This is a genomic window from Thalassotalea sp. 1_MG-2023 (assembly GCF_030546745.1).
Classification (GTDB): Bacteria; Pseudomonadota; Gammaproteobacteria; order Enterobacterales; family Alteromonadaceae; genus Thalassotalea_C.
This window is the reverse complement of record NZ_JAUOPD010000012.1, coordinates 98975-119098: the sequence shown is the minus strand read 5'-3', so window position 1 is coordinate 119098 and position 20124 is coordinate 98975. Positions and strand designations below refer to the sequence as shown.

Annotated in this window: 20 protein-coding genes; 6 read left to right on the top strand and 14 right to left on the bottom strand. The window is 38.7% G+C overall.

The annotated features are described in order from the left end of the window. The first annotated feature begins 382 nt into the window (after positions 1–382). On the top strand, positions 383–1285 hold the full coding sequence (locus tag Q4489_RS11300; RefSeq protein WP_303480360.1) for a TIGR01777 family oxidoreductase: 903 nt from the start codon (positions 383–385) through the stop codon (positions 1283–1285). On the opposite strand, the gene Q4489_RS11295 is transcribed toward Q4489_RS11300, so the two are convergent. From Q4489_RS11295 to Q4489_RS11260, 8 genes are all read right to left on the bottom strand, one after another. Beyond that, the gene (locus tag Q4489_RS11295; RefSeq protein WP_303480359.1) at positions 1275–1817 is read right to left on the bottom strand and encodes a DUF3833 domain-containing protein; all 543 of its coding nucleotides are present in this window, start codon (positions 1815–1817) and stop codon (positions 1275–1277) included. The genes Q4489_RS11300 and Q4489_RS11295 overlap by 11 nt on opposite strands. After that, on the bottom strand, positions 1810–2334 hold the full coding sequence (locus Q4489_RS11290; protein WP_303480357.1) for a chalcone isomerase family protein: 525 nt from the start codon (positions 2332–2334) through the stop codon (positions 1810–1812). The genes Q4489_RS11295 and Q4489_RS11290 overlap by 8 nt, the downstream gene beginning before the upstream one ends. Continuing rightward, positions 2324–2821, bottom strand: coding sequence for a DUF2878 domain-containing protein (locus tag Q4489_RS11285; RefSeq protein ID WP_303480354.1), 498 nt, complete (start codon positions 2819–2821; stop codon positions 2324–2326). The genes Q4489_RS11290 and Q4489_RS11285 overlap by 11 nt, the downstream gene beginning before the upstream one ends. Before the next feature lie 83 nt (positions 2822–2904). After that, positions 2905–4161 (bottom strand): lipoprotein-releasing ABC transporter permease subunit LolE, encoded by a 1257-nt coding sequence (lolE, locus tag Q4489_RS11280; protein ID WP_303480352.1) that lies wholly within the window; start codon positions 4159–4161, stop codon positions 2905–2907. Further along, complete coding sequence (gene lolD / locus Q4489_RS11275; protein ID WP_303480351.1) at positions 4154–4849, bottom strand: lipoprotein-releasing ABC transporter ATP-binding protein LolD; 696 nt, start codon at positions 4847–4849, stop codon at positions 4154–4156. The genes lolE and lolD overlap by 8 nt, the downstream gene beginning before the upstream one ends. Further along, positions 4842–6068: a lipoprotein-releasing ABC transporter permease subunit gene (locus tag Q4489_RS11270; RefSeq protein ID WP_303480349.1), complete on the bottom strand. Its 1227-nt coding sequence runs from the start codon at positions 6066–6068 to the stop codon at positions 4842–4844. Before Q4489_RS11270 ends, lolD begins: the two co-directional genes overlap by 8 nt. A gap of 74 nt (positions 6069–6142) precedes the next feature. Beyond that, a complete protein-coding gene (locus Q4489_RS11265) occupies positions 6143–6889 on the bottom strand; it encodes a dienelactone hydrolase family protein (protein WP_303480345.1) in 747 nt (248 codons plus the stop codon). Between the two features lie 108 nt (positions 6890–6997). Continuing rightward, a complete protein-coding gene (locus Q4489_RS11260; RefSeq protein ID WP_303480343.1) occupies positions 6998–7249 on the bottom strand; it encodes a hypothetical protein in 252 nt (83 codons plus the stop codon). Positions 7250–7424: 175 nt separating this feature from the next. Between Q4489_RS11260 and Q4489_RS11255 the strand changes: the two genes are divergently transcribed. The 5 genes from Q4489_RS11255 to Q4489_RS11235 all read left to right on the top strand — a co-directional run bounded on the left by Q4489_RS11255 (position 7425) and on the right by Q4489_RS11235 (position 14875). Further along, complete coding sequence (locus Q4489_RS11255) at positions 7425–9002, top strand: methyl-accepting chemotaxis protein (RefSeq protein WP_303480338.1); 1578 nt, start codon at positions 7425–7427, stop codon at positions 9000–9002. Between the two features lie 24 nt (positions 9003–9026). Beyond that, positions 9027–10166, top strand: coding sequence for a porin (locus Q4489_RS11250; protein WP_303480335.1), 1140 nt, complete (start codon positions 9027–9029; stop codon positions 10164–10166). Positions 10167–10176: 10 nt separating this feature from the next. Further along, positions 10177–10587 carry a phosphate ABC transporter substrate-binding protein gene (locus tag Q4489_RS11245; protein ID WP_303480333.1) on the top strand — a complete coding sequence of 137 codons (411 nt, stop codon included), beginning with the start codon at positions 10177–10179 and terminating at the stop codon, positions 10585–10587. A 528-nt stretch (positions 10588–11115) separates the two neighbouring features. After that, positions 11116–14025, top strand: coding sequence for a TonB-dependent receptor (locus Q4489_RS11240; RefSeq protein ID WP_303480367.1), 2910 nt, complete (start codon positions 11116–11118; stop codon positions 14023–14025). A 103-nt stretch (positions 14026–14128) separates the two neighbouring features. Next, a complete protein-coding gene (locus tag Q4489_RS11235) occupies positions 14129–14875 on the top strand; it encodes an SDR family NAD(P)-dependent oxidoreductase (protein WP_303480330.1) in 747 nt (248 codons plus the stop codon). Between the two features lie 43 nt (positions 14876–14918). Here the strand turns inward: Q4489_RS11235 and Q4489_RS11230 are convergent, their stop codons facing one another. From Q4489_RS11230 to Q4489_RS11205, 6 genes are all read right to left on the bottom strand, one after another. Beyond that, on the bottom strand, positions 14919–15749 hold the full coding sequence (locus tag Q4489_RS11230) for a hypothetical protein (protein WP_303480327.1): 831 nt from the start codon (positions 15747–15749) through the stop codon (positions 14919–14921). A gap of 81 nt (positions 15750–15830) precedes the next feature. Next, a complete protein-coding gene (fbaA, locus tag Q4489_RS11225; RefSeq protein WP_303480325.1) occupies positions 15831–16901 on the bottom strand; it encodes a class II fructose-bisphosphate aldolase in 1071 nt (356 codons plus the stop codon). 3 nt (positions 16902–16904) lie between these two features. Next, positions 16905–17522 (bottom strand): bifunctional 4-hydroxy-2-oxoglutarate aldolase/2-dehydro-3-deoxy-phosphogluconate aldolase, encoded by a 618-nt coding sequence (eda, locus tag Q4489_RS11220; protein WP_303480323.1) that lies wholly within the window; start codon positions 17520–17522, stop codon positions 16905–16907. Between the two features lie 19 nt (positions 17523–17541). Continuing rightward, positions 17542–18462: a sugar kinase gene (locus tag Q4489_RS11215; protein WP_303480320.1), complete on the bottom strand. Its 921-nt coding sequence runs from the start codon at positions 18460–18462 to the stop codon at positions 17542–17544. A 3-nt stretch (positions 18463–18465) separates the two neighbouring features. After that, the gene (locus tag Q4489_RS11210; RefSeq protein WP_303480318.1) at positions 18466–19773 is read right to left on the bottom strand and encodes an MFS transporter; all 1308 of its coding nucleotides are present in this window, start codon (positions 19771–19773) and stop codon (positions 18466–18468) included. Then, on the bottom strand, positions 19773–20120 hold the full coding sequence (locus Q4489_RS11205; protein WP_139302523.1) for a cupin domain-containing protein: 348 nt from the start codon (positions 20118–20120) through the stop codon (positions 19773–19775). Before Q4489_RS11205 ends, Q4489_RS11210 begins: the two co-directional genes overlap by 1 nt. Positions 20121–20124 lie beyond the last annotated feature (4 nt).

Below are 20124 nucleotides of genomic sequence, written 5' to 3'. Positions count from 1 at the left end.
ACGGCACAAGCTCTGCCTTGTATAAATACCAAACAAATTGCTGCAAAAACAAACTTGAAAGATCAACACGCTCTAGGGTTATCTCGACTAAAAATGTCGTTGCTTGTTGGCTTTTATGTGCTAGCGGTGTGATAACAAGTGATGTAGGTTTGTCGCATTATCATTACAAGCTTGCAATAAAAACAAGCAAGTAAACGTAGTCATAAAGCTTTTAATATAATTCACTTGTCAATTCCTTCTCTCGCATAAGTCCTAAAGTACTACGGCAAGTTTTATTAATAAGATCAGATTATTATCGTGAAAAAATATAAATTTTTCTAAGTGATCTACACTTAAAATTAGCACGTATTAATTTAGTTATTTAGTTTGCAGGTGTAAAACAGTGAGAATATTAATTACCGGTGGTACAGGCTTAATAGGACAAGCGCTTATCAAGCAATTGTTATCTAACAAAGACAATCAAATATCCGTATTAACTCGCTCACCCAACAACGCCGTTACGTGTTTAGGCACTGCGGTTAATCTTGTTACGAGTCTCAATCAAACGCTGATCGACCAAACTGACGTCGTAATCAACCTTGCAGGGGAACCCATTGCGGAAAAACGATGGACAGATAACCAGAAGCAAAAAATTTGTCATAGCAGATGGGGTCTTACAAGAAAGATTGTCGAGTTTATCCAACACAGCGAGACTCCTCCGCACACTTTTTTATCAGGCAGTGCAATAGGAGTTTATGGTCGGCAAGAGAACTATCAAATAGATGAGGCTTTTACGCAATACTACCCAGAATTTTCAAATGAAATTTGCAAAAAATGGGAAGATATCGCGTTAAAAGCGCAATCAACAACTACGCGTGTTTGTTTATTGAGAACAGGAATTGTTCTTTCTACAACTGCGGGTGCCCTTAACAAAATGTTACTGCCATTCAAGCTCGGTTTAGGTGGTAAATTTGCAAACGGCGAACAAGTCATGAGTTGGATACACATTGACGATATGGTAAACGCGATCATCTTTTTAATGGAGCAAGAAAGCATTTTTGGTGCTGTAAACATGACGTCACCTAATGCGGTAACTAATAAAGTGTTTAGCGAAACATTGGCGAGAAGATTATCACGTCCATGTATACTTTCTACGCCAGCCTTTATGCTAAAGCTTATCTTTGGAGAAATGTCAGACTTATTTATCTACGGTCAAAACGTAGTACCAAAGAAGTTATTAGCCAACGGTTTTCAATTTGAATATTCGGAACTAAACAGTGCCTTACTAGACTTACTTAACGATTAGAGCACTGCTCAACAGACTTATCGAAAAATAACGTAATATCGGCAACCGTTATTCCGTATTTATTCATGGCCGTTTTGTTCATCACCCGATCATCATCTAACTTATACATCCAATCATCCATATCGAATCTAATCATATCGTTATCAATAGCAACATCGAGTTCATACTGCCAATTAAAAGCCATGCCAGTTTGTTGCCCCTTCGCAGTGCCGATAACATCATGAGCTTTGCCAGTATATTTACCATTACCGTCAAGATTAAGCTGCCAAACTCGCTTAGAAACTTCACCATCTAGAAAATAAAACGTCTCATCAAGTTCACCTTTATTACCTTGCCAAGTACCAATAACTTCAACGCAAAACCTACGAGTCACTTTATTGTCGTACTTAGTAATCGTGCCCCAACCCACAAGTTTTCCTGTAAAATAGTGTTTAATATCTAACTTGGGCGAGCTATTTCTATAATCACTGACGTCACTACTACACCCCAATAAACCTAAAATAATGACGATAAACGATACTAATTTATTCATTCTTTTCTCCTATTAGGCGTTTGCGAAGTATTGGCTGACTTGTTTTTTCAGAAAGCCATATTGCGAGAAATAAGTCTGCAAATTCTGCATCTTCTATTGTGCCAAGCTGTTCGTCGTTAAAATAAAACTGACTCTTCTTGTTATCATCAAGTAAAGATAAGGAATCACCGGATTCAATGTTTGGCCAAAGTTCACGCAAGGTATCAAGGTATTTGTCATACTTTTCTTTCGTAAAACCTAAGTATTGCCACTGTTCTACTGTGTTTGCTAATAAATCATCTTTTGTAATATCTTTTCGGTAATGAATTTCCAATAATAACGTTTGGGTTGACGTTGAACTGTAACGACCACTTTGTGTGTAAAGTTTACTGTCATAAATATCCCAGAACATGAATGAAAATGTTGCTTTACCAACTTGTGTTAGTTCTGATTTAACCTTTTCTAAAGTTGCTGTATTGGCTTTTACGGTCGACATAATAGTTAATAAGCATACAAAAAATATAGGTTTAGCTGACACGATCTTTCTCCGTCTGGAGCAAATAATTTTCTAAAGAAAACGCTAGCATGATAAATAAAGGCCAAATAACAGACAGTAATAACAGGGTCAGTATTACATCCAAACCAAACCTAACGGCAGACAACTGGAAGCCAACAAAATAGCTCATTGGAGCAAAGATCATTGCTAGTATTATTTGTAGCCAACGTGTAGTTTTAAGTTGTAGTGGCGCTCGCAATAAAAGACAACTAAAGCACAGCCAAAGTACGATTAACCAATAAGGAATTAAGGTTTCGTTAGGAAATCTGAATATGCCTAAGACCGTTAAAATATTATCGATACTGATGCCTATAAAGCTGATAACACCAGCTAGATAAAATTCATACCTTGTCAGTTTTTTGTGCCAAGCAAACAAAACCAACCACAGCAAAGCTAAAGTTATTACAGCATTGCCATAGATGACTAATCCTAGCCATAATAAGTTAAACAATATAAAGTGAATCAACATAACGGTAATAAATTGGTGATATTAATTACCGTTACGTGTTAATGAGGGATAAAGATCACCTTAAAGGCAGAACAATTGCGAGCTTATACTTGTCCCAACACTTGGGCAGGATCAACTTTTGTTGCTCGCCATGCAGGGTATACAGTCGCTACTAACGTTAGCAACAACGCAGTGCAAACAGTTAGATAAATATCAGCACTATTAACTTCTGTGGGTAAGTAATCAACAAAATATACATCGCCTGATAATAGCTTTGCGCCGAGAAATGACTCTAAAAATCGCGCAATGTCAGTTAAATTTAGCGCGAGTACCGTGCCAACAACACCACCAATCAAGGTGCCGACAAGCCCATTCCTTAAGCCTTGCAGTATAAATGTCATCATAATGGTTCGAGAACGCGCGCCCATGGTTTTTAAAATAGCGATATCACTTTTTTTATCGTTTACCGCCATAATCAAGGTTGAAACAATATTAAAACTTGCAACTGCAATCACAAGCACCAACACAATAAACATCACCATTCTTACCAGTTGAATATCGTTATATAAATGCCCTTGAGAATATGTCCAATCATAAATGTAAACATAGGCATCTGTTTTGTAGGCAACTTGCTTTGCAACCTTCGCCGCATCGAATACTTGCTCTACGGCTAAACGTATAGTCTGCACTTGATGAGGCTCATAATGCATAATGTCTTGGCCTTGAGATAACGAAATAAACGCTTGTTGTGCGTCTATTTCACCACCAAATTTGTATATTCCCACCACGGTAGCATTACGTTTGCTCATGGCATTAAACTGACGTTTTACGTCTACCTCTTGTCGCATAGGTGGCAGTAAAATTTGTAACTGCTCCCCGACTGACACTCCTAATTTATCAGCAATGGCTTGACCAATAATAATGCTGTTTTCTTTTAATAAATGTTGCCAGTCTCCCGCGACCATGTAAGTTGAAATTGCCGAGACGTGTTGTTCCTGTTCAACATCAACCCCACTTAATTCTATGCCCTTTAACTTATCTTTATATTGCAACATTCCTTGAACTTTTATTAGCGGTGCAGCAGCAACAACATTGGGTTGTTGTTTGGCATTATTTACTTGTTGTTGCCAGTAGTTAATCGGTTCATTGACACTGACAAGTTCTGCGTGGGGAACCACAGATAATAAATGTTGCGCTAATGCTCTTTCAAACCCATTCATCGCACTTAACACCAAAATTAAAATGGCAACGCCAAGCGCAATTCCGATGGTTGATGACGCAGAAATAAAAGAGGCAAAACCGGTATTTTTTTTCTGGCTGATATAGCGTCTTGCTAAAAAATAACTGAGTGATTTAGCCATCGACTTGCTCTTCTACATTAACAAGCACACCGTGATCTAATTTAATTTGTCTATCCATTTTTGCTGCCAAGGTTAAATCATGCGTAACAATAATGAAGCTAGTATTTAAAGTGCGATTGAGCGTTTTCAACAGTTGATAAATTTGCTCAGCAGTATCAAAGTCTAAATTGCCCGTTGGCTCATCGGCTAACACTAATGCGGGTTTCGTCACTAATGCCCTAGCAATTGCCACTCGTTGCCTTTCTCCGCCCGACAATTCTGATGGACGATGTGTTAAACGATGAGACAATCCAACTTGTGCTAACATGTCAGAGGCTAACTTCTCGGCATCAATCGCCGGCAAGCCGCGGATCAACAATGGCATTGCAACATTTTCTAAGGCAGTAAACTCCATCATTAAGTGGTGAAACTGATAAATAAAACCAATATGTTGATTTCTAAACTTTGCTTTTTCTTTCTCGCTTAATGTATGAATGTCAGTACCATTGATAAACACATGTCCCGAGCTCGGGCTATCTAGCCCACCTGCCAAATGCAAAAGCGTACTCTTACCACTACCAGAGCTACCTACTATCGCTAATAACTCACCAGAAGCGACCGTTAAATCAACCCCTTGTAACACTGGGGTTTCCATCGTTCCTTGTTGATAAATTTTAGTGAGTTGTTGACAAATCAAACCATTACTCATTACGAAGTACCTCAGCAGGTTGGGTAAGTGATGCACGATAAGCGGGATATAGCGTTGCAATGAAGCTCATTACTAATGCCGTGGAAGAAATCATAAAAATATCACTCAATTGCATGTTAATAGGTAGAGACTGCGAGAAACCACTACCAAACATATTGATATTAAAATACGTGATCAGGTTATTTAAATTTAACGTTAATATTACCCCGCAAATGGTTCCCAACATAACGCCCCAAACACCATTAATAAGCCCTTGCGCCATAAAAATCTTGATAATACCGCTTCTATCCATACCAAACGTTTGTAAAATAGCAATTTCGCCTTGCTTATCAATTACAACCATAACTAACGCAGAAACAATATTAAAGGCAGCAACCGCTATAATTAGACTTAGCATTAGCCACATCATGTTTTTTTCCATACTCACAGCAGAAAATAACGTACCTTGCGTTGAACGCCATGTACTAAATTGGTATTGTGAAAAGTCGTTTTGGTTTGCTTCAACCAATGAATCAGCAGCAAAAGCATCATCTAAATATAAACGTAAATGGCTAATGGAATCTGCAGGATAACGCAGTAACTTACTGGCATCTCGACGATGAATATAGATGACCCAGTCATCTACTTGCGAGCGCATATTAAAAATACCACTAATGGTAAACGTACGTTGCACCGGAATACGTCCCATCGGGGTGAATAAGGTTTTTTCGGGTACCACAACACGTATGGTATCCCCCATTGAAACAGATAATTTCTGTGCTAATGACTGGCCAAGAATAACGGAATACTTTTGATTGGTTAGATATTCTAACTGCCCAGCAATCATATGATTAAATACAATATTGTTTGTTTCTTCGCTTGGCTCTATTCCTTGTAATAAAACACCACGTAACGTTTTATTCGAAAGTATTAATGCTTCCGTTTCAATAATAGGTGTGACATTAGTGACGTGCTCAAACGTAGAAAGGTTAGTCTGTAAATTGCGCCAATTCTTCATCGGTTGACTATTTTCACTGACTAATACGTGTGGCACTATACCTAAAATGCGTTTTTTTAATTCACCTTCGAAGCCATTCATCACAGACACCACAGTGATCAGCGCGCTTACGCCGAGTAAAATACCCACAATGGAGAAAAAAGTAATAAAGGAAACAAAGCCTGAGCGCTGTCGACTTCTGCTATAACGAAGTCCGATAAAGAAACTAACCGGCTGAAACATTATTTTTCTATGCTAAATTAAGCTACTTGAATCAGCCAAGCATAACATAACAAACGCTGAGTTAATAACGCCTATTATGCTGTTTTTGCTAGTGTTCGATGAAAAAACTCTACCGACATACCGTAAACACGCAATGCTAACGCAGGATCGTATCTGTCGCCTTCATCACGCATAAAAGCGTGTTGTGCATTAAATTCATGCCAGGTAAACGTATTCGCTGAATTAAGTAATTTTTTGTGTATCTTCATTCTACCTTCGTCAGGTACATGTGGGTCTTGTTTACCCCAAATCATCATTAACTCGCCTTTTATATCAGGCGTTCGGGTTAAAGAATCATTATGCTCTTCGCAGGGAAGCGTATTTGAATGAATATCGGTAGCATATAAACACACTGCAGAGAGTACATGACTATTTAACGCCGCACGGTAAGCTAAATGACCACCGATACAAACGCCCATCGCCCCTATTGTACCCGTACAATAAGTTTGTTGTTGTATAAACTCAACTAATGCTTTGGTATCTGAATCATGACTTTCTAATGGCTTAGCCCATTTATCATTATTTCCCTTATCCTTGCCTTCATCGTCATAACCGAGCACGGTTCCTAACGGGTTTAATTCGTGAAAGACTTCCGGTACTAAAACAACAAAACCATGACCCGCCATAATCGCTGCCGTTCTGGCTATCGGCGCTGTTTGTTGAAAAATTTCAGAATAAAAAATAACGCTGGGGTATTTTCCCTCTGCCTCTGGCCGATAGATATAGGTTCGCATTGGACCAGTTGCTGTATTGATATCAATAACATTTTTTTGAATGATCATCAGTTTGCGCTTTTAAGTGGTTAACGTTCATGACGTTAGTGTAGCGATATTCTCACATGATGGTAATCATTAAATAATTCATCAATCATTTCAATATACATATCATCACTATTTACAGCGAACCTTATTACCAATAATTTTTAGTGCAGGTACTCCTCGAATTATCGCTTCTCTTGCAAATGTTTGATGGCATTGAGGGCATTCACCTAACCTTTCTGTATGATCTTGCGCGATTCGTTCCATAAAGCACTTTATTAGCGCTCCTTTTCCGCCTTTTCTGTATTTAAACAATTTGCACTGACAAGCAGCACAAAAAATATCAACGGTTCTGCTTGGTCCTTTCGTATTAGGTTTTGCCATGCATTAAAGCTCTTCTAGTAAAAGTTATAATAAATGTATTAAAAAAAACACATCATTCGCATTTTTTAAAATGGCTACTACAATCAACTATATAAGGCGATATATTCGCTATTCACTATGGAAAATAAATTTAATGTTTGTACTTAATAAACTATCGATTCGATTCAAAATACTCATGATTCCAATTGTAGGCACTATAGGTTTTTTAATTTATTTAATCACCAGTATGACGGCGATGTCGCAAATTGTGAATCAACTTGAACGCGCTTATGCCATTGAATATAAATATTTAGAGTCTTCTAAGTTTGCTTTAAACCATTTAGATAAAATAAAAGAAACATTAGGTAATGCCGTTACCATGGGCGAGCAAGAAATGCTTGAAACCGCCAACGGTTATGCTGATGACTTTCGACAAAACGTTCAACAAACGACTAACCTTGATCCAGCTCATTCAACAACCATCAAACAACTGGTTAGCGATTTCGAAGATTATTACCAACAAGCATTTACCTTATCAAGTGAAATGGTTGATGGCAGTATGGATTTTGAAACATTAGGTTCACGTTCATCAGCAATGGCAGATAAGCTAAATACCTTACAAACTAAATTACAAGCATTCAAAAGCAGTAAAAACAAAGCATTTAACGAGGCATTTGAATCCGTCAATAGCAAGGTTTCTTCTACTGTCACTATCGGTATTACCATTGGAGTGATCACAATACTTGTATTGTTTAGCGTTGCAATTCCAATTACTTCCTCTATCAGTAACAGCTTGAAAAATGTGATCGCTTCACTAAAAAATATTGCCCAAGATAACGGTGATTTAACCGTTCGCTTAAAAACTAATAGCCAAGATGAAATTGGCGACTTGGTTTTTTGGTTTAATAATTTTATTGAAAAATTACAGGGAGTAATAAAACGCGTGGTAGACACTGCGGTACCACTTGCAAATACCGCGAATAACATTCAACGACTATCTAATGAAACCATTAATTCTTTTAATCGTCAAAACGACAGTATTTCTGCGTCGAAATCATCCGTAGAAGAAATGAGTGATAGTGTTAATACTATCACTTCAAATGCTGCTGATGCGGTAACATCTGCACAAAATGCCAACTCGGAAGCAGAAAATGGCAAAAATGTTGTCGATCAAACAGTGATAGAAATAAGACAATTGTCTGACGTAATAAAAGAATCCTCTGAAATTATTAATCAACTCAATGAAGATACTAATAAAGTCAATGTAGTGCTTGATGTGATTAAGGGCATCGCTGAACAAACCAATTTATTAGCACTAAACGCCGCTATTGAAGCAGCACGGGCAGGAGAACAAGGCAGAGGCTTTGCTGTTGTTGCAGACGAAGTAAGAGGGTTAGCGTCACGTACGCAAGAATCGACTGAACAAATTAACCAAATGATAGAACAATTGCAAAGCGCAGCACGTAATGCAGTGAACACCATGGAAACATCAATTACAGGTGTGGAGAGTAGCGTCACCAGTGCTAATCAAGCAGGTAATAGCCTATTAGAAATTACAGAAGCAATAAATATTATTTCACAAATGAATGATCAAATTGCCAACTCAACACAACAACAAACCTCTATTTCAACCATTATGGTTGAACACGTTGATGATATTCAGCAATGTGCGCAAGATGCTTCTAATGCAACCACTGAAATAGCTTCTGTCAGTGATGAGTTAACCAACCTTGCGTCAACACTTGAAGAAATAGCACTGCAATTTAAAGTGTAGTGCGCACTACCAAAGGAAATCATTATGAAAAAAACATTCATTTGTTTGGCTACGTTAAGTGCCTTAACTTCATCAGCAGCACATGCAGATATCACCTTTAATGGATTTGCTTCTGTTGTAGGCGGCATGACTACATCGAGTAAAGATCAACTGTATAACTTTGATGATAACCTTGATTTTAAACAAGGCTCATTATTTGCCTTACAAGCATCAAGTGATTTAGACAATGGCTTAGGTGTAACACTTCAATTAACAGCAAAAGGCGCTGATGACTGGGATCCCGAATTTAAATGGGCTTATGTGAGCTATGATGCCTCAGACGAATTTCGGATTCTAGCGGGTAGACAACGTGCGCCCTTTTACATGTATTCTGATTATTTAGATGTATCATATGCTTACCCGTGGATTTCTCCTCCGAAAGGTGTATACAATTTAATTTTTGATACTTTCGATGGGCTTGGTGGCATTTACACAACATCTTTTGGTAACGTAGACGCTACATTTCATGGTATTTATGGCAGAAATACCGATGACATTGAAGCATTTTCTCAGCAAGTTAAACCCGATATTACTGACCTTACAGGCTTGTCATCTACTTTCGTATACGACTGGTTAACGCTTAGAGCGAGTTACTTTGTTGCAGACGTATCTATACCATTAACAGACTTACAAACCTTGTCTGCCGGATGGCAACAAGCAGGGTTTAACGACATTGCTCAACAAACTAACATTGCAGAAGATGATGCTTCATTTCTTGAGTTCGGCTTTCAAATGCATTTTGATAACCTTCAAATTGTTGGTGAATATACCAACTTAGACATTGACAACTCACCACTTGTAGAAGAAGAGTCATATTATGTAATGGCGGGATACCAGTTTGACCGTATTTTATTACACTTAACCTATGGTAAAGATGACAACACGATCTCAAACTACACTTCAGGCGTACCTTATGGTATTGCCCCTACACTTGATTTTCTCAAAGGGACGACAGAAGAAATAATAACCAATCAAATATCAAAGGAAAATTATTTAACGTTTGGCGTACGTTATGACTTTCATGATTCTGCCGCGGTAAAATTTGAATATACAGATTTTGAAAATGAAACTGACAGTAGTTATGATGCAGGGCTATTTCGTATGGCCTTAGTAACGGTTTTTTAAGGAGCAAGCAATGAAATTATTAAAAACATGTATGGTTGTTTATTTATCAACCTTAAGTTTTACCTCCTTTGGCGATGTTGCTGTCATTGTAAATCCAAGTAACACTAGCGAGATCAGCGAGAACGATATCAGTCGAATATTTTTAGGGAAAAATAAATCCTATGCCAATGGTAACTCTGTTGAACCTGTTAACACCAAATATGGTAATGGTGTTCGTAAAGAGTTTGAAGATAAGCTTATTGGTAAAAACAAATCGCAAATGAAGGCCTATTGGTCGAAACTCATCTTTACAGGCAAAGGAAAACCGCCTAAGGAGTTATCATCAGATGATGAAATTATCGCCTTTGTAGCAACAAACCCTAATGCGATAGGTTATATCTCAAGCGAAAAAGTGAACGATTCGGTTAAAGTTATAAAATAAATACCTATCACGCACATTTCAACAAAATAAAACATCATGCCGTTCTCATTTGTGAACGGCATTTTATTATAGAAGTTTTCACTTTATCAGTATGATTAACAATAAAGCAACAGAATGGTAATGCCAAAAAATCATTATTAAACAATATGATTTCTAATCCTCCCTCCAAAATTGATAGACCAACATCAACTTTTTACTCTTTTTAATATGTGTTTCCCCGCTGACTATAATCAAAAGCTAATAACACATATAAATAAAAAAAATGATTTTAAGCTAAGACTTACCACCCATAATGTATAGCCACATTGTATTACCAATAAGCAAAACAACTAAAAAATACCCCTTGTTATTGGTTACTATTTAAACTATAAAATATAGCCAGAGGATTTAAAAACAAACACCTCTTTGGTAATACCAAAAATTATAAATATAAAGAATATGTGGGAGACAATGATGAAACTTAACGGTATAAGTGCGGTAATACGCCAGAAGCGCAACTTACCTCTTTATGGTGCAGCTTTAGCTGCAATGCTAACAGTACCAGTTCAAGCAGAAGAAAGTGAACAGCAATCTAAAGCTGATCAGGTCGAAGTAATTGAAGTAACAGGTATTAGAAGTTCGTTAGCAAGTGCATTAGCACAAAAACGTTCAGCTGACAGTTTAGTCGAAATAATTGAAGCCGAAGATATTGGTAAGTTACCTGATCAAAACTTAGCTGAAGTGCTAGAGAATGTTACAGGTATTCAAATTACGCGTTCAGCTGGTGTTGGTACGGGTGTACAGATACGTGGTACTAATGCAAACCGCACGGAAATTAATGGCGTTTCTACCGTTGGTTCTGGCGCAGGTCGAAGTGGTATTAATTTCGAAGATGTTTCTGCTTCAATTATTGCTGGTGTTGAGATTATTAAAGCGCCAGAAGCAAAAACTGTTGAAGGTTCAGTTGGTGGCACAATAAATTTAAGAACAATTCGACCACTTCAACTTGATGAAACATTAGCTGCATTTAGAATTCAAGGTGAAGAAAGCAGCCTTTCAACAGACGGCGTAAAACCAAGACTTTCTGGCACCTTTGGCGACAACTGGGATACTGACAACGGTAAAGTCGGACTCGTTATCAGTGCAAGCTATGCAGAGCAAGATGTATCCGCATTTCGCCCTCGTGCCGATCGTGACAATATTATCGCTGCTGACAGCGGAGCAGCTAGTGCGCAAGATTTTGATTTTTTACCCATTCAGTTTTTAAACCAAGATCAAGACAATTATGAATATGAAACACTCAACCTAGTTGGTACCTTAGAATGGGCACCAACTGCAAACACTCGATTTTGGTTTGATGCTGTTGTTAACGATCAAGACAGAAAAGAAGAAAGTACTAGAGTACAAGCTTCAGGTGTTAGTAGTCTAAATAACATCTCAATACCAAGCGATTTTGAGATGGTTAATTTTGGTACCCTTGATGGCGTCGATTTAGGCAGTATTCAAGCCGCAGTAAAAGGCGTCATACCTGTAGACTTAGCAGATGACGATGATGATCCAAATTTACGTTTTTCAGGTGATACGAATTCACGTGTGACCAAAAGTGAAATCTTCAGTATTGGTGGAGAATGGCAAGGTGAAAGTTTATTTGCGAAAGTTGAGCTTTCAACATCACGTTCTGACTCTACCAACCCACGAATCAATACGACATTAAACTTTATCAATCCAAATGCGCCATTAGACGCCGGCGGTTCAAATGATAACAGCGTTCCTTTTGCATATGATTTAACCGGTGGTTCATTGGCTTTCGGCATTGCTTACGGCGCTGATCATGCACCAACCGTTGCTGATATGCTCAATCCAGAAAATGTAGTGCTTCGAGATGTGCAAATTGCGAATGATCAAACTGAAAATACAGAAGATGCATTTCGTGCTGACTTTACTTATGACTTATATTGGAATGCTATCTCATCGGTAGATTTTGGTATTCGTTACAGCAAAGCAAGCAGTATGACAGATCAAGTTCGCTCAAATCTTGGCCTACGTTCAATGGATGACAGCCCTAGAGGGTCTCTATTTGCAGACATTTTAACAGCAGGACCAAGTAATTTTGGTGATGCTGATGGTCGTGAATTATTTGTTAAAGATTATTTGATTGTTGATCCTGAGTTAGTGGCTTCTGATCCTGATTATGTATTTGAAACATTAGCTTCAGCTATTCAAGCACATGGCGGTTCAAATCCGTTAAACGAACCAACCTCAGGTGTTAGTGCATTTTTTGATATTGAAGAAACCACTAGTGCACTATACGCTCAGTTAAATTTTGAAACTGACTACATCCGCGGTAACTTTGGTCTTCGTTATATTGAAACCGATATTGAATCTTTAGGTAATTCAATTACTGAAGATGCAAATGGCAATAGTGTTGTTACACAAGAAACCAAAAAAGGTAACTATGACTTCTTGCTGCCACGGGTTAACATAGTAGCAGATCTCACCGAAGATGTTATGATGCGCGCCTCATGGGGTAAAGACATTCGTCGTCCTAACTTTAATGACCTATCGACATCTGTAACCTATAGCACCAGTCCAAATCCAGCTGTTTCAGTCGGTAATCCAGGGCTAGAGCCAGAAGAAGTAACTTCTTTTGATATCTCAGCAGATTGGTATTTTGCTGAATCTAGCGTGGTAAGCATTGGTTATTTTCATAAAACTCGTAAAGATTTACACGTTGGTCAACAAGAAGACCCTTTTGAAGACCCAAATACCGGCTACCGCGACACAACAGGCCCAGATTGTGAACAAGGCGGCACTTGGAACCCAATTGCTGATGTGAATGTATTTGGCCCTAGTGGTGGTGTAGGTGTTTGTGTACCTTGGTCAACAACCATTAATGATACTGCTGAAACAACACAAGAAGGTATTGAAATGGCCATTCAATATGACCTTTCAAGCTTTGAAGAAGAACTTGGTTGGGCATCTGGTTTTGGCTTTCTTGCTAACTATACCATTCAAAAATTCTCTGGTGGTGAATCTGTAGATAGCGCTACAAGTAGAGCAAATGCAGTATTTGCAGCAACGACAGGTATCAGTGATATTGAAGTAACAGCAAAACAATCGCTAATCGATTTATCTGAAAACGCTTATAACTTCACCCTGTATTACGAAAAATATGACCTTTCTGCTAGAATGCGTTACACATGGCGTGAAGCATACCGTTCTACAGATTTCGGTAGTACAAGTAGCTTCCCATGGGGATTTCCTGTGGTACAAGAAGACAGAGGTCAACTTAATGCAAGCATAAACTACAATGTTAATGAGCAATTAAATATTGGCATTGAAGCTGTAAACCTTACTGAATCTGACATTAAACAGTCATGTGTCAGCGAAGGTGCGCTATTATGCTACCAAGGTTTGACAGACCGCCGTATTACCTTCGGTGCAAGTTATAAATTCTAAATAAAACGAATGTAAAGGCCTTCAACATGAAGGCCTTTTTTATAGCAATTTTAAAGTTAATAACCATCATTTATTTTTCACTTCACTATTTGAGGAAATATTTATGTCTGATGAACGTAAGGTAGTCGTTATTACTGGCGGCGGTAGAGATATTGGTAAAGCTTGTGCTATTGATTTTGCTAAACAAGGGGCAAAAATTCTATTCACCTATCATTCAAGTAAAGACAGTGCAATGCAAGTTGTTGATGAAATCACTCAGTTAGGTAGTGAAGCCATCGCGATAAAAGCGGATTTAACCCAACCTGAGGCAGTAAACCTCGTTGTTCAACAGGCCGTTGACACTTATGGCCGTATTGACACATTGGTGCACGTATCAGGCGGACTAATAGATCGCGTAAAACTCAGTGAAATGTCCCTTGAACACTGGAATAAAGTTATGTCAGTAAATTTGACCTCATTATTTATGATGGCAAAAGCATGTATCCCGCATATGCCTGCTGGCAGTTCTATTGTTACCTTTGCTTCTCAAGCTGGCCGTGACGGTGGTGGTCCGGGTGCTGTAGCCTATGCAACATCAAAAGGTGCTGTGATGTCATTTACCCGAGGTTTAGCGAAAGAATTAGGGCCAGATATTAGAGTTAATTGTGTCTGCCCTGGCATGATAAGTACTGGGTTTCATGATACGTTTACTAAAAACGAAGTACGTCAAAATGTCGCCAGTGCCACCGCTATTAAACGAGAAGGTCAAGCAGATGAAGTTGCTAAATTGGTAACGTTCCTTTCTAGCCAAAACGCTAGCTACATGACAGGAAACTGTGTTGATATTAATGGTGGAATTTTATTCTCTTAGCATTTGTTAAAACAGTAACAAATAAGCTAGTGTTTTTATCAACTTAACGCATATTGGTTGGGTTTGATAAATTAACACCTTTAATCATAAAGATATCATCGAATGCCAGCCCACCATTACCGTAAGGTTGCTTAAGTGGGCCAGTATTACAATTTGCCAAAAAGCTAATTAACGGCTGCTCTCGTTGCATACGAAAGTCAGCTTTTTCATACACCAAGGTTTGTTTTACAAACTCACCGCCTTGCACATAAACACGATATGTTTGTCCACCGTGTATTTTTAAAGCATTATTGACCACATACCAAATTTGATACCATTGCTTCGCCACTAATGGCTTAGCATCACGCTGTTGCGCGTAATGTTGAATATTATCATATTGACGGTATTTATCGTTACTGGATATCTTAACCATTAATGCGCCAGTATTTTTATGGCCATTAGATTCTGCTTTATCAGTAACTCTTAATGTTGGTTCAAAGGCATTATATCCGGCTTTTACAATTTCATCTGGCGTTAAATTACTTAACCCAAAAGCATGATTATTTGGAAAACGCTCAACCTGTATGCGAGTATAAAACGTAAAGGTTTCGCCCACATTAACAGGCACAGGTAGCGCTTTAAACGTTAACGCCTTTCGATTACCAATAACACCATCTTTTGCTGGTTTTTTAATCAAAAAATGATTGGTTTTTTCACGTCGAATTTCAGTGACTTGTGGGTTTTCTATAAACGGCTTTGTATTGTTTTGAGTATCAACTTTATGCCAATTAGTCAGACCTTGTTCAAAATCATCAACTAACAACCACGTACTGTGTTGCGACGTTGCACAGGCACTTAAAACACTAAAACAGCAAACAATTGCAGATTTTCTCATTGCAAGCACCTTAATCGATATTGAGTGCCGGTAAACTTCATGGTCATATACGGGCACTCATATTTAGCCGTCAATCACACCCTAGATATTTCTATTGATACAATTAAGATCAGAAAACGTTTGCTCTAGACGATCTACCATGCTTAATTCAGCTTTGCGTAACCAAACACGAGGGTCATAATACTTTTTATTGGGTTTGTCTTGCCCTTCGGGGTTCCCTATTTGAGCTGTTAAGTAATCACGATGCGTTGCATAGTAATTTTTTATCCCTGCCCAAGTCGCCCATTGCGTATCTGTATCAATATTCATTTTCACGACACCGTAGCTTATTGATTCACGAATATCTTTTAGATCTGAACCAGAACCACCATGAAAAACAAAGTCTAGCGGCTTAGTAGATAAATTAAATTTTTCAGCTACATACGCTTGTGAATTTTTCAAAATAACAGGCGTTAATTGCACGTTACCCGGTTTGTACACACCATGTACATTGCCAAATGAAGCTGCAATGGTAAATTGATCACTTACTTGGCTTAATTTATCAAAAGCATAGGCAACATCTTCTGGTTGGGTGTAAAGAGCAGAATTATCAAGGTGGCTATTATCTACACCATCTTCTTCACCACCTGTGCAGCCTAACTCGATTTCTAAGGTCATGCCTAACGCTTTCATACGCACCAAATACTCAGCACACACGGCAATATTATCTGCTATAGGTTCCGCAGATAAATCAATCATATGTGAGCTAAACAGCGGTTTTCCTGTTTGTGCATAGAACGACACAGAGGCGTCAAGTAACCCGTCTATCCAAGGTAATAAATTACGCGCTGCATGATCAGTATGTAGCATGACTGCTACGCCATAAAACTCGGCCATTTGATGAACATATTTAGCAGCAGCTATCGCACCTTGAATGGCAGCTTGATGCCCTTCTAATTTAATACCTTTACCGACAAAAAAGCCTGCACCACCATGAGATAATTGAATAATAAGCGGTGATTGAGCGTTGGCAGCAGCTTCTAAACACGCATTAATAGATGATGTACTTACCACATTTACTGCCGGTAAGGCATATTGTTCTGCTTTTGCCTGAGCAAATACTTGTTGAACTTGCGATCCGGTGATCACGCCAGGAGCAATTTTCATTGTCATGAGTTATTTATTTCCTTCACTACACGCATCTGTTATGGCTTGCCAATTTCCTTGTTCAACCCAGTCTTTCTTCGCAACCCAAGTACCACCAACAGCAAACACATTGTTAAGTGACAAGTAGTCAGGTTTATTGTCGATAGTTACGCCACCTGTTGGACAAAAACTAATATCAGGAAACACCGATGATATTGTCGACAAAAATTTAGCACCACCTGATAATTCAGCAGGAAAAAGCTTCATTTCGGTGTAGCCGAATTCACGTGCCATTAAAATTTCACCGGTATTTGACACGCCAGGTAAAACCGGTAAGTTACAATCAGCTAAATCATCTAATAATCGCTCTGAAATAGCTGGCGTGATAATAAAGTCTGAACCTGCCGCAACCGCTTTTTCTAAAATATCTTTATTCGTCACTGTGCCGGCACCAACAATCAACTCTGGTAATGCTAATTTAATGGCACTTAAGGCCGCTAAAGATGCTTCCGTTCTTAATACAACTTCTACCAATGTTAAGCCTGCTGCAGACATAGCTTTTGCAATACTTACGCCTTCTTCTGGAGTTGATGCTTGAATAATGGGTAATAATGTTTGAGTTCCCATCAAAGATGAAAAGGATGTCATGGTAATAAACCTATAAAAATTAATTAAAGCGTGATGAGAAAGCTGATGACTCAACAATCGCACCAGAGTGTTGAATGACAAAACCAGCCACTTGGTTCGCTAATTCAACAGATTTCGTAATAGAGTGGCCTGCCATACGAGCACCAAGGTAACCACCATTGAAAGAGTCGCCTGCTGATGTAGTATCAACCACTTGCTTGACCGGCGTAACATCTACAATATCTTGGCCTGCAGATGACAAACAATACACATTCTTTTCACCATTTTTGACCACTAACTCTTGATAATGATATTGATCAAAAAACCTGATCACAGCGTGAATATCGTTAATATCAAATATCGCAGCAAAGTCATCAACCCCAGGTAATAAAATATCAGAGGCTTCAAAAGCGAGTAAAAACTGGGCTTGTGCCTCTGCTTTCGTTGCCCATAACTTGGGACGATAATTTAAGTCAAAGGCAATTTTTACACCTGCCGCTTTAAGTTCAGTAATACATTGCCAAAACGCATCGCGATTTTCAGGACGAACGACACCTAATGAAATACCACTAAAAAAGAAGATATCCCCTTTGCTTAGTTGTTTCGTTATGTCTTCATTGATGAAATCCATCACGCTTCTAGCCGCCGAATTTTCTCGCCAATAGGTGAAGCTACGTTCACCAAATTGATCGAGTTGAATCGCGTATAAACCAGGAATTTTTGTTTCTGAGCGAAAGACATAATCAGTACCTAGGTGCTCATCTTGAAAGTACTTCACCATGTTTTCGCTAAAATGATCTTGGCCAACGGCAGTCACTAAGTTGACATTAGTGTTAGGAAACAATCTTTTTAAATACACTGCGGTATTAAAAACATCTCCGGCGAACGACTGCTTCATGGTCATTGATGAGGTATTCATCAACTCAATCATACATTCGCCGAATAAAAAAATGTTCTTCATTGGTTATGCCTTGGTTACTTTTTTCAATGGTTCGACTTTAGGGATCAGGATCCAAATGGCTGCCATAGCAATAACGGCTAACGAAGCTCCAATAACAAAGGCTGGTGTATAATTACCGTCTGCAGTTAAATAAGGAACAAGAGAGGTTAAACCAACAGCACCTAATTTAGCCGCCATTCCTGAAAAACCAGCTAAAGTCCCTACAGCTTTTTTCCCTAATAAATCACTCGGTAGTGTTTGTACATTACCAATAGCAGTTTGAAAGCCAAAGAGAATCACCGCCATTATAAGTACCGCAGTTACCGGCTCACCAGGATCCGCCATTGCTAATAATGAAGGCAACATAATTAAACAACCTAAAGTGATGGTTAATTTACGCGTTTTGTCTGTATTCCAACCCGCTTTTAATCTGTTTTGCGCTAATAGACCACCAAACCAAGCACCAAACATAGCGCCTACATAGGGCACCCAGCCATAAATACCAATCGATTTAACATCCATGGCATAAACTTCATTCAAGTAAATAGGGATCCAAAAAACGAATAACCACCAAATTGGATCAATCGCTGCAGACGCAATAATAACGCCCCAGCTTTGTTTTCTTGAAAGTAACTCACCTGTTGACGGGTTGTACTCTTCTTCCTCTTCGTTACCTTCACTTGTGGCGCTACGACGTTGACCAGTTAAAATATATTCTTTTTCTTCTTCCGAAATCCAAGGATGAGAACCCGGTGGCGATTTTACCAGTACTAACCAAGGTACTAACCATAACAGGCCTACGGCACCAACAATAACAAATACCATTTGCCAACTAAAATATACCGTTAAAAAGGCAATCAATGGAATTGCAACAATACCGCCAATAGCCGCACCAGAATTAAAGATGCCTTGCGCTAAAGCACGTTCTTTCGTTGGAAACCATTCGGCATTTCCCTTGGTAGCACCGGGCCAATTACCTGCCTCTGCCACACCTAAGATGGCTCTAAAAATACTAAAAGACAGCACACCTTGAGCAAATGCATGAGCAATTGTCGCTAATGACCAAACGCCTATCGACAACACAAAACCAATGCGCGTTCCGACCCAATCAAAGATTTTGCCGAATATTGCTTGACCAAAGGCATAAGCAAACACAAAAACAATAGAAATATTCGCGTATATTTGTTTGCGTTCTAACGATGATTTTTCTGGAAAAAGATCTTCCACAATGTCTGGCCATAAAACACTTAGTGCCTGGCGATCTATGTAATTAATGATAGTTGCAAGCGCGATTAACGCGATTACCCACCAGCGTAATCCTTTAATTTTCATTATAAGTCCTCCACAAAATCTTCACGCGCAGGGCTAAACGTGTCGATTAAAATACCACCAGTAGGACAGGTAGCGCCGTGATCAGCATGAGGAGGGATATAACAACTGTCGCCCGCCTTTAAAACTTTCGTTACACCCGCAATATTAAAATGAAATTCACCTTCTACAACATAGGTAACTTGAGAATGACGGTGAGCATGATTATAGCCAATCGCCCCTTTTTCAAACCAAATTTTAACAGCCATTAACTCGTGGTTATAGCCAAGCATTTGACGTTTTAATCCACCACCGATATCTTCAATTTCGGTTTCGTTGCCAAATGAAAAGTGGGCACTTTCGCTCATAATAATT

Coding starts and splice junctions, on each gene's coding strand:
- Q4489_RS11295 (WP_303480359.1), bottom strand. CDS start 1,817: ATGAATAAATTAGTATCGTTTATCGTCATTATTTTAGGTTTATTGGGG.
- Q4489_RS11285 (WP_303480354.1), bottom strand. CDS start 2,821: ATGTTGATTCACTTTATATTGTTTAACTTATTATGGCTAGGATTAGTC.
- lolE (WP_303480352.1), bottom strand. CDS start 4,161: ATGGCTAAATCACTCAGTTATTTTTTAGCAAGACGCTATATCAGCCAG.
- lolD (WP_303480351.1), bottom strand. CDS start 4,849: ATGAGTAATGGTTTGATTTGTCAACAACTCACTAAAATTTATCAACAA.
- Q4489_RS11270 (WP_303480349.1), bottom strand. CDS start 6,068: ATGTTTCAGCCGGTTAGTTTCTTTATCGGACTTCGTTATAGCAGAAGT.
- Q4489_RS11265 (WP_303480345.1), bottom strand. CDS start 6,889: ATGATCATTCAAAAAAATGTTATTGATATCAATACAGCAACTGGTCCA.
- Q4489_RS11260 (WP_303480343.1), bottom strand. CDS start 7,249: ATGGCAAAACCTAATACGAAAGGACCAAGCAGAACCGTTGATATTTTT.
- Q4489_RS11255 (WP_303480338.1), top strand. CDS start 7,425: ATGATTCCAATTGTAGGCACTATAGGTTTTTTAATTTATTTAATCACC.
- Q4489_RS11250 (WP_303480335.1), top strand. CDS start 9,027: ATGAAAAAAACATTCATTTGTTTGGCTACGTTAAGTGCCTTAACTTCA.
- Q4489_RS11245 (WP_303480333.1), top strand. CDS start 10,177: ATGAAATTATTAAAAACATGTATGGTTGTTTATTTATCAACCTTAAGT.
- Q4489_RS11240 (WP_303480367.1), top strand. CDS start 11,116: ATGCTAACAGTACCAGTTCAAGCAGAAGAAAGTGAACAGCAATCTAAA.
- Q4489_RS11235 (WP_303480330.1), top strand. CDS start 14,129: ATGTCTGATGAACGTAAGGTAGTCGTTATTACTGGCGGCGGTAGAGAT.
- Q4489_RS11230 (WP_303480327.1), bottom strand. CDS start 15,749: ATGAGAAAATCTGCAATTGTTTGCTGTTTTAGTGTTTTAAGTGCCTGT.
- fbaA (WP_303480325.1), bottom strand. CDS start 16,901: ATGACAATGAAAATTGCTCCTGGCGTGATCACCGGATCGCAAGTTCAA.
- eda (WP_303480323.1), bottom strand. CDS start 17,522: ATGACATCCTTTTCATCTTTGATGGGAACTCAAACATTATTACCCATT.
- Q4489_RS11215 (WP_303480320.1), bottom strand. CDS start 18,462: ATGAAGAACATTTTTTTATTCGGCGAATGTATGATTGAGTTGATGAAT.
- Q4489_RS11210 (WP_303480318.1), bottom strand. CDS start 19,773: ATGAAAATTAAAGGATTACGCTGGTGGGTAATCGCGTTAATCGCGCTT.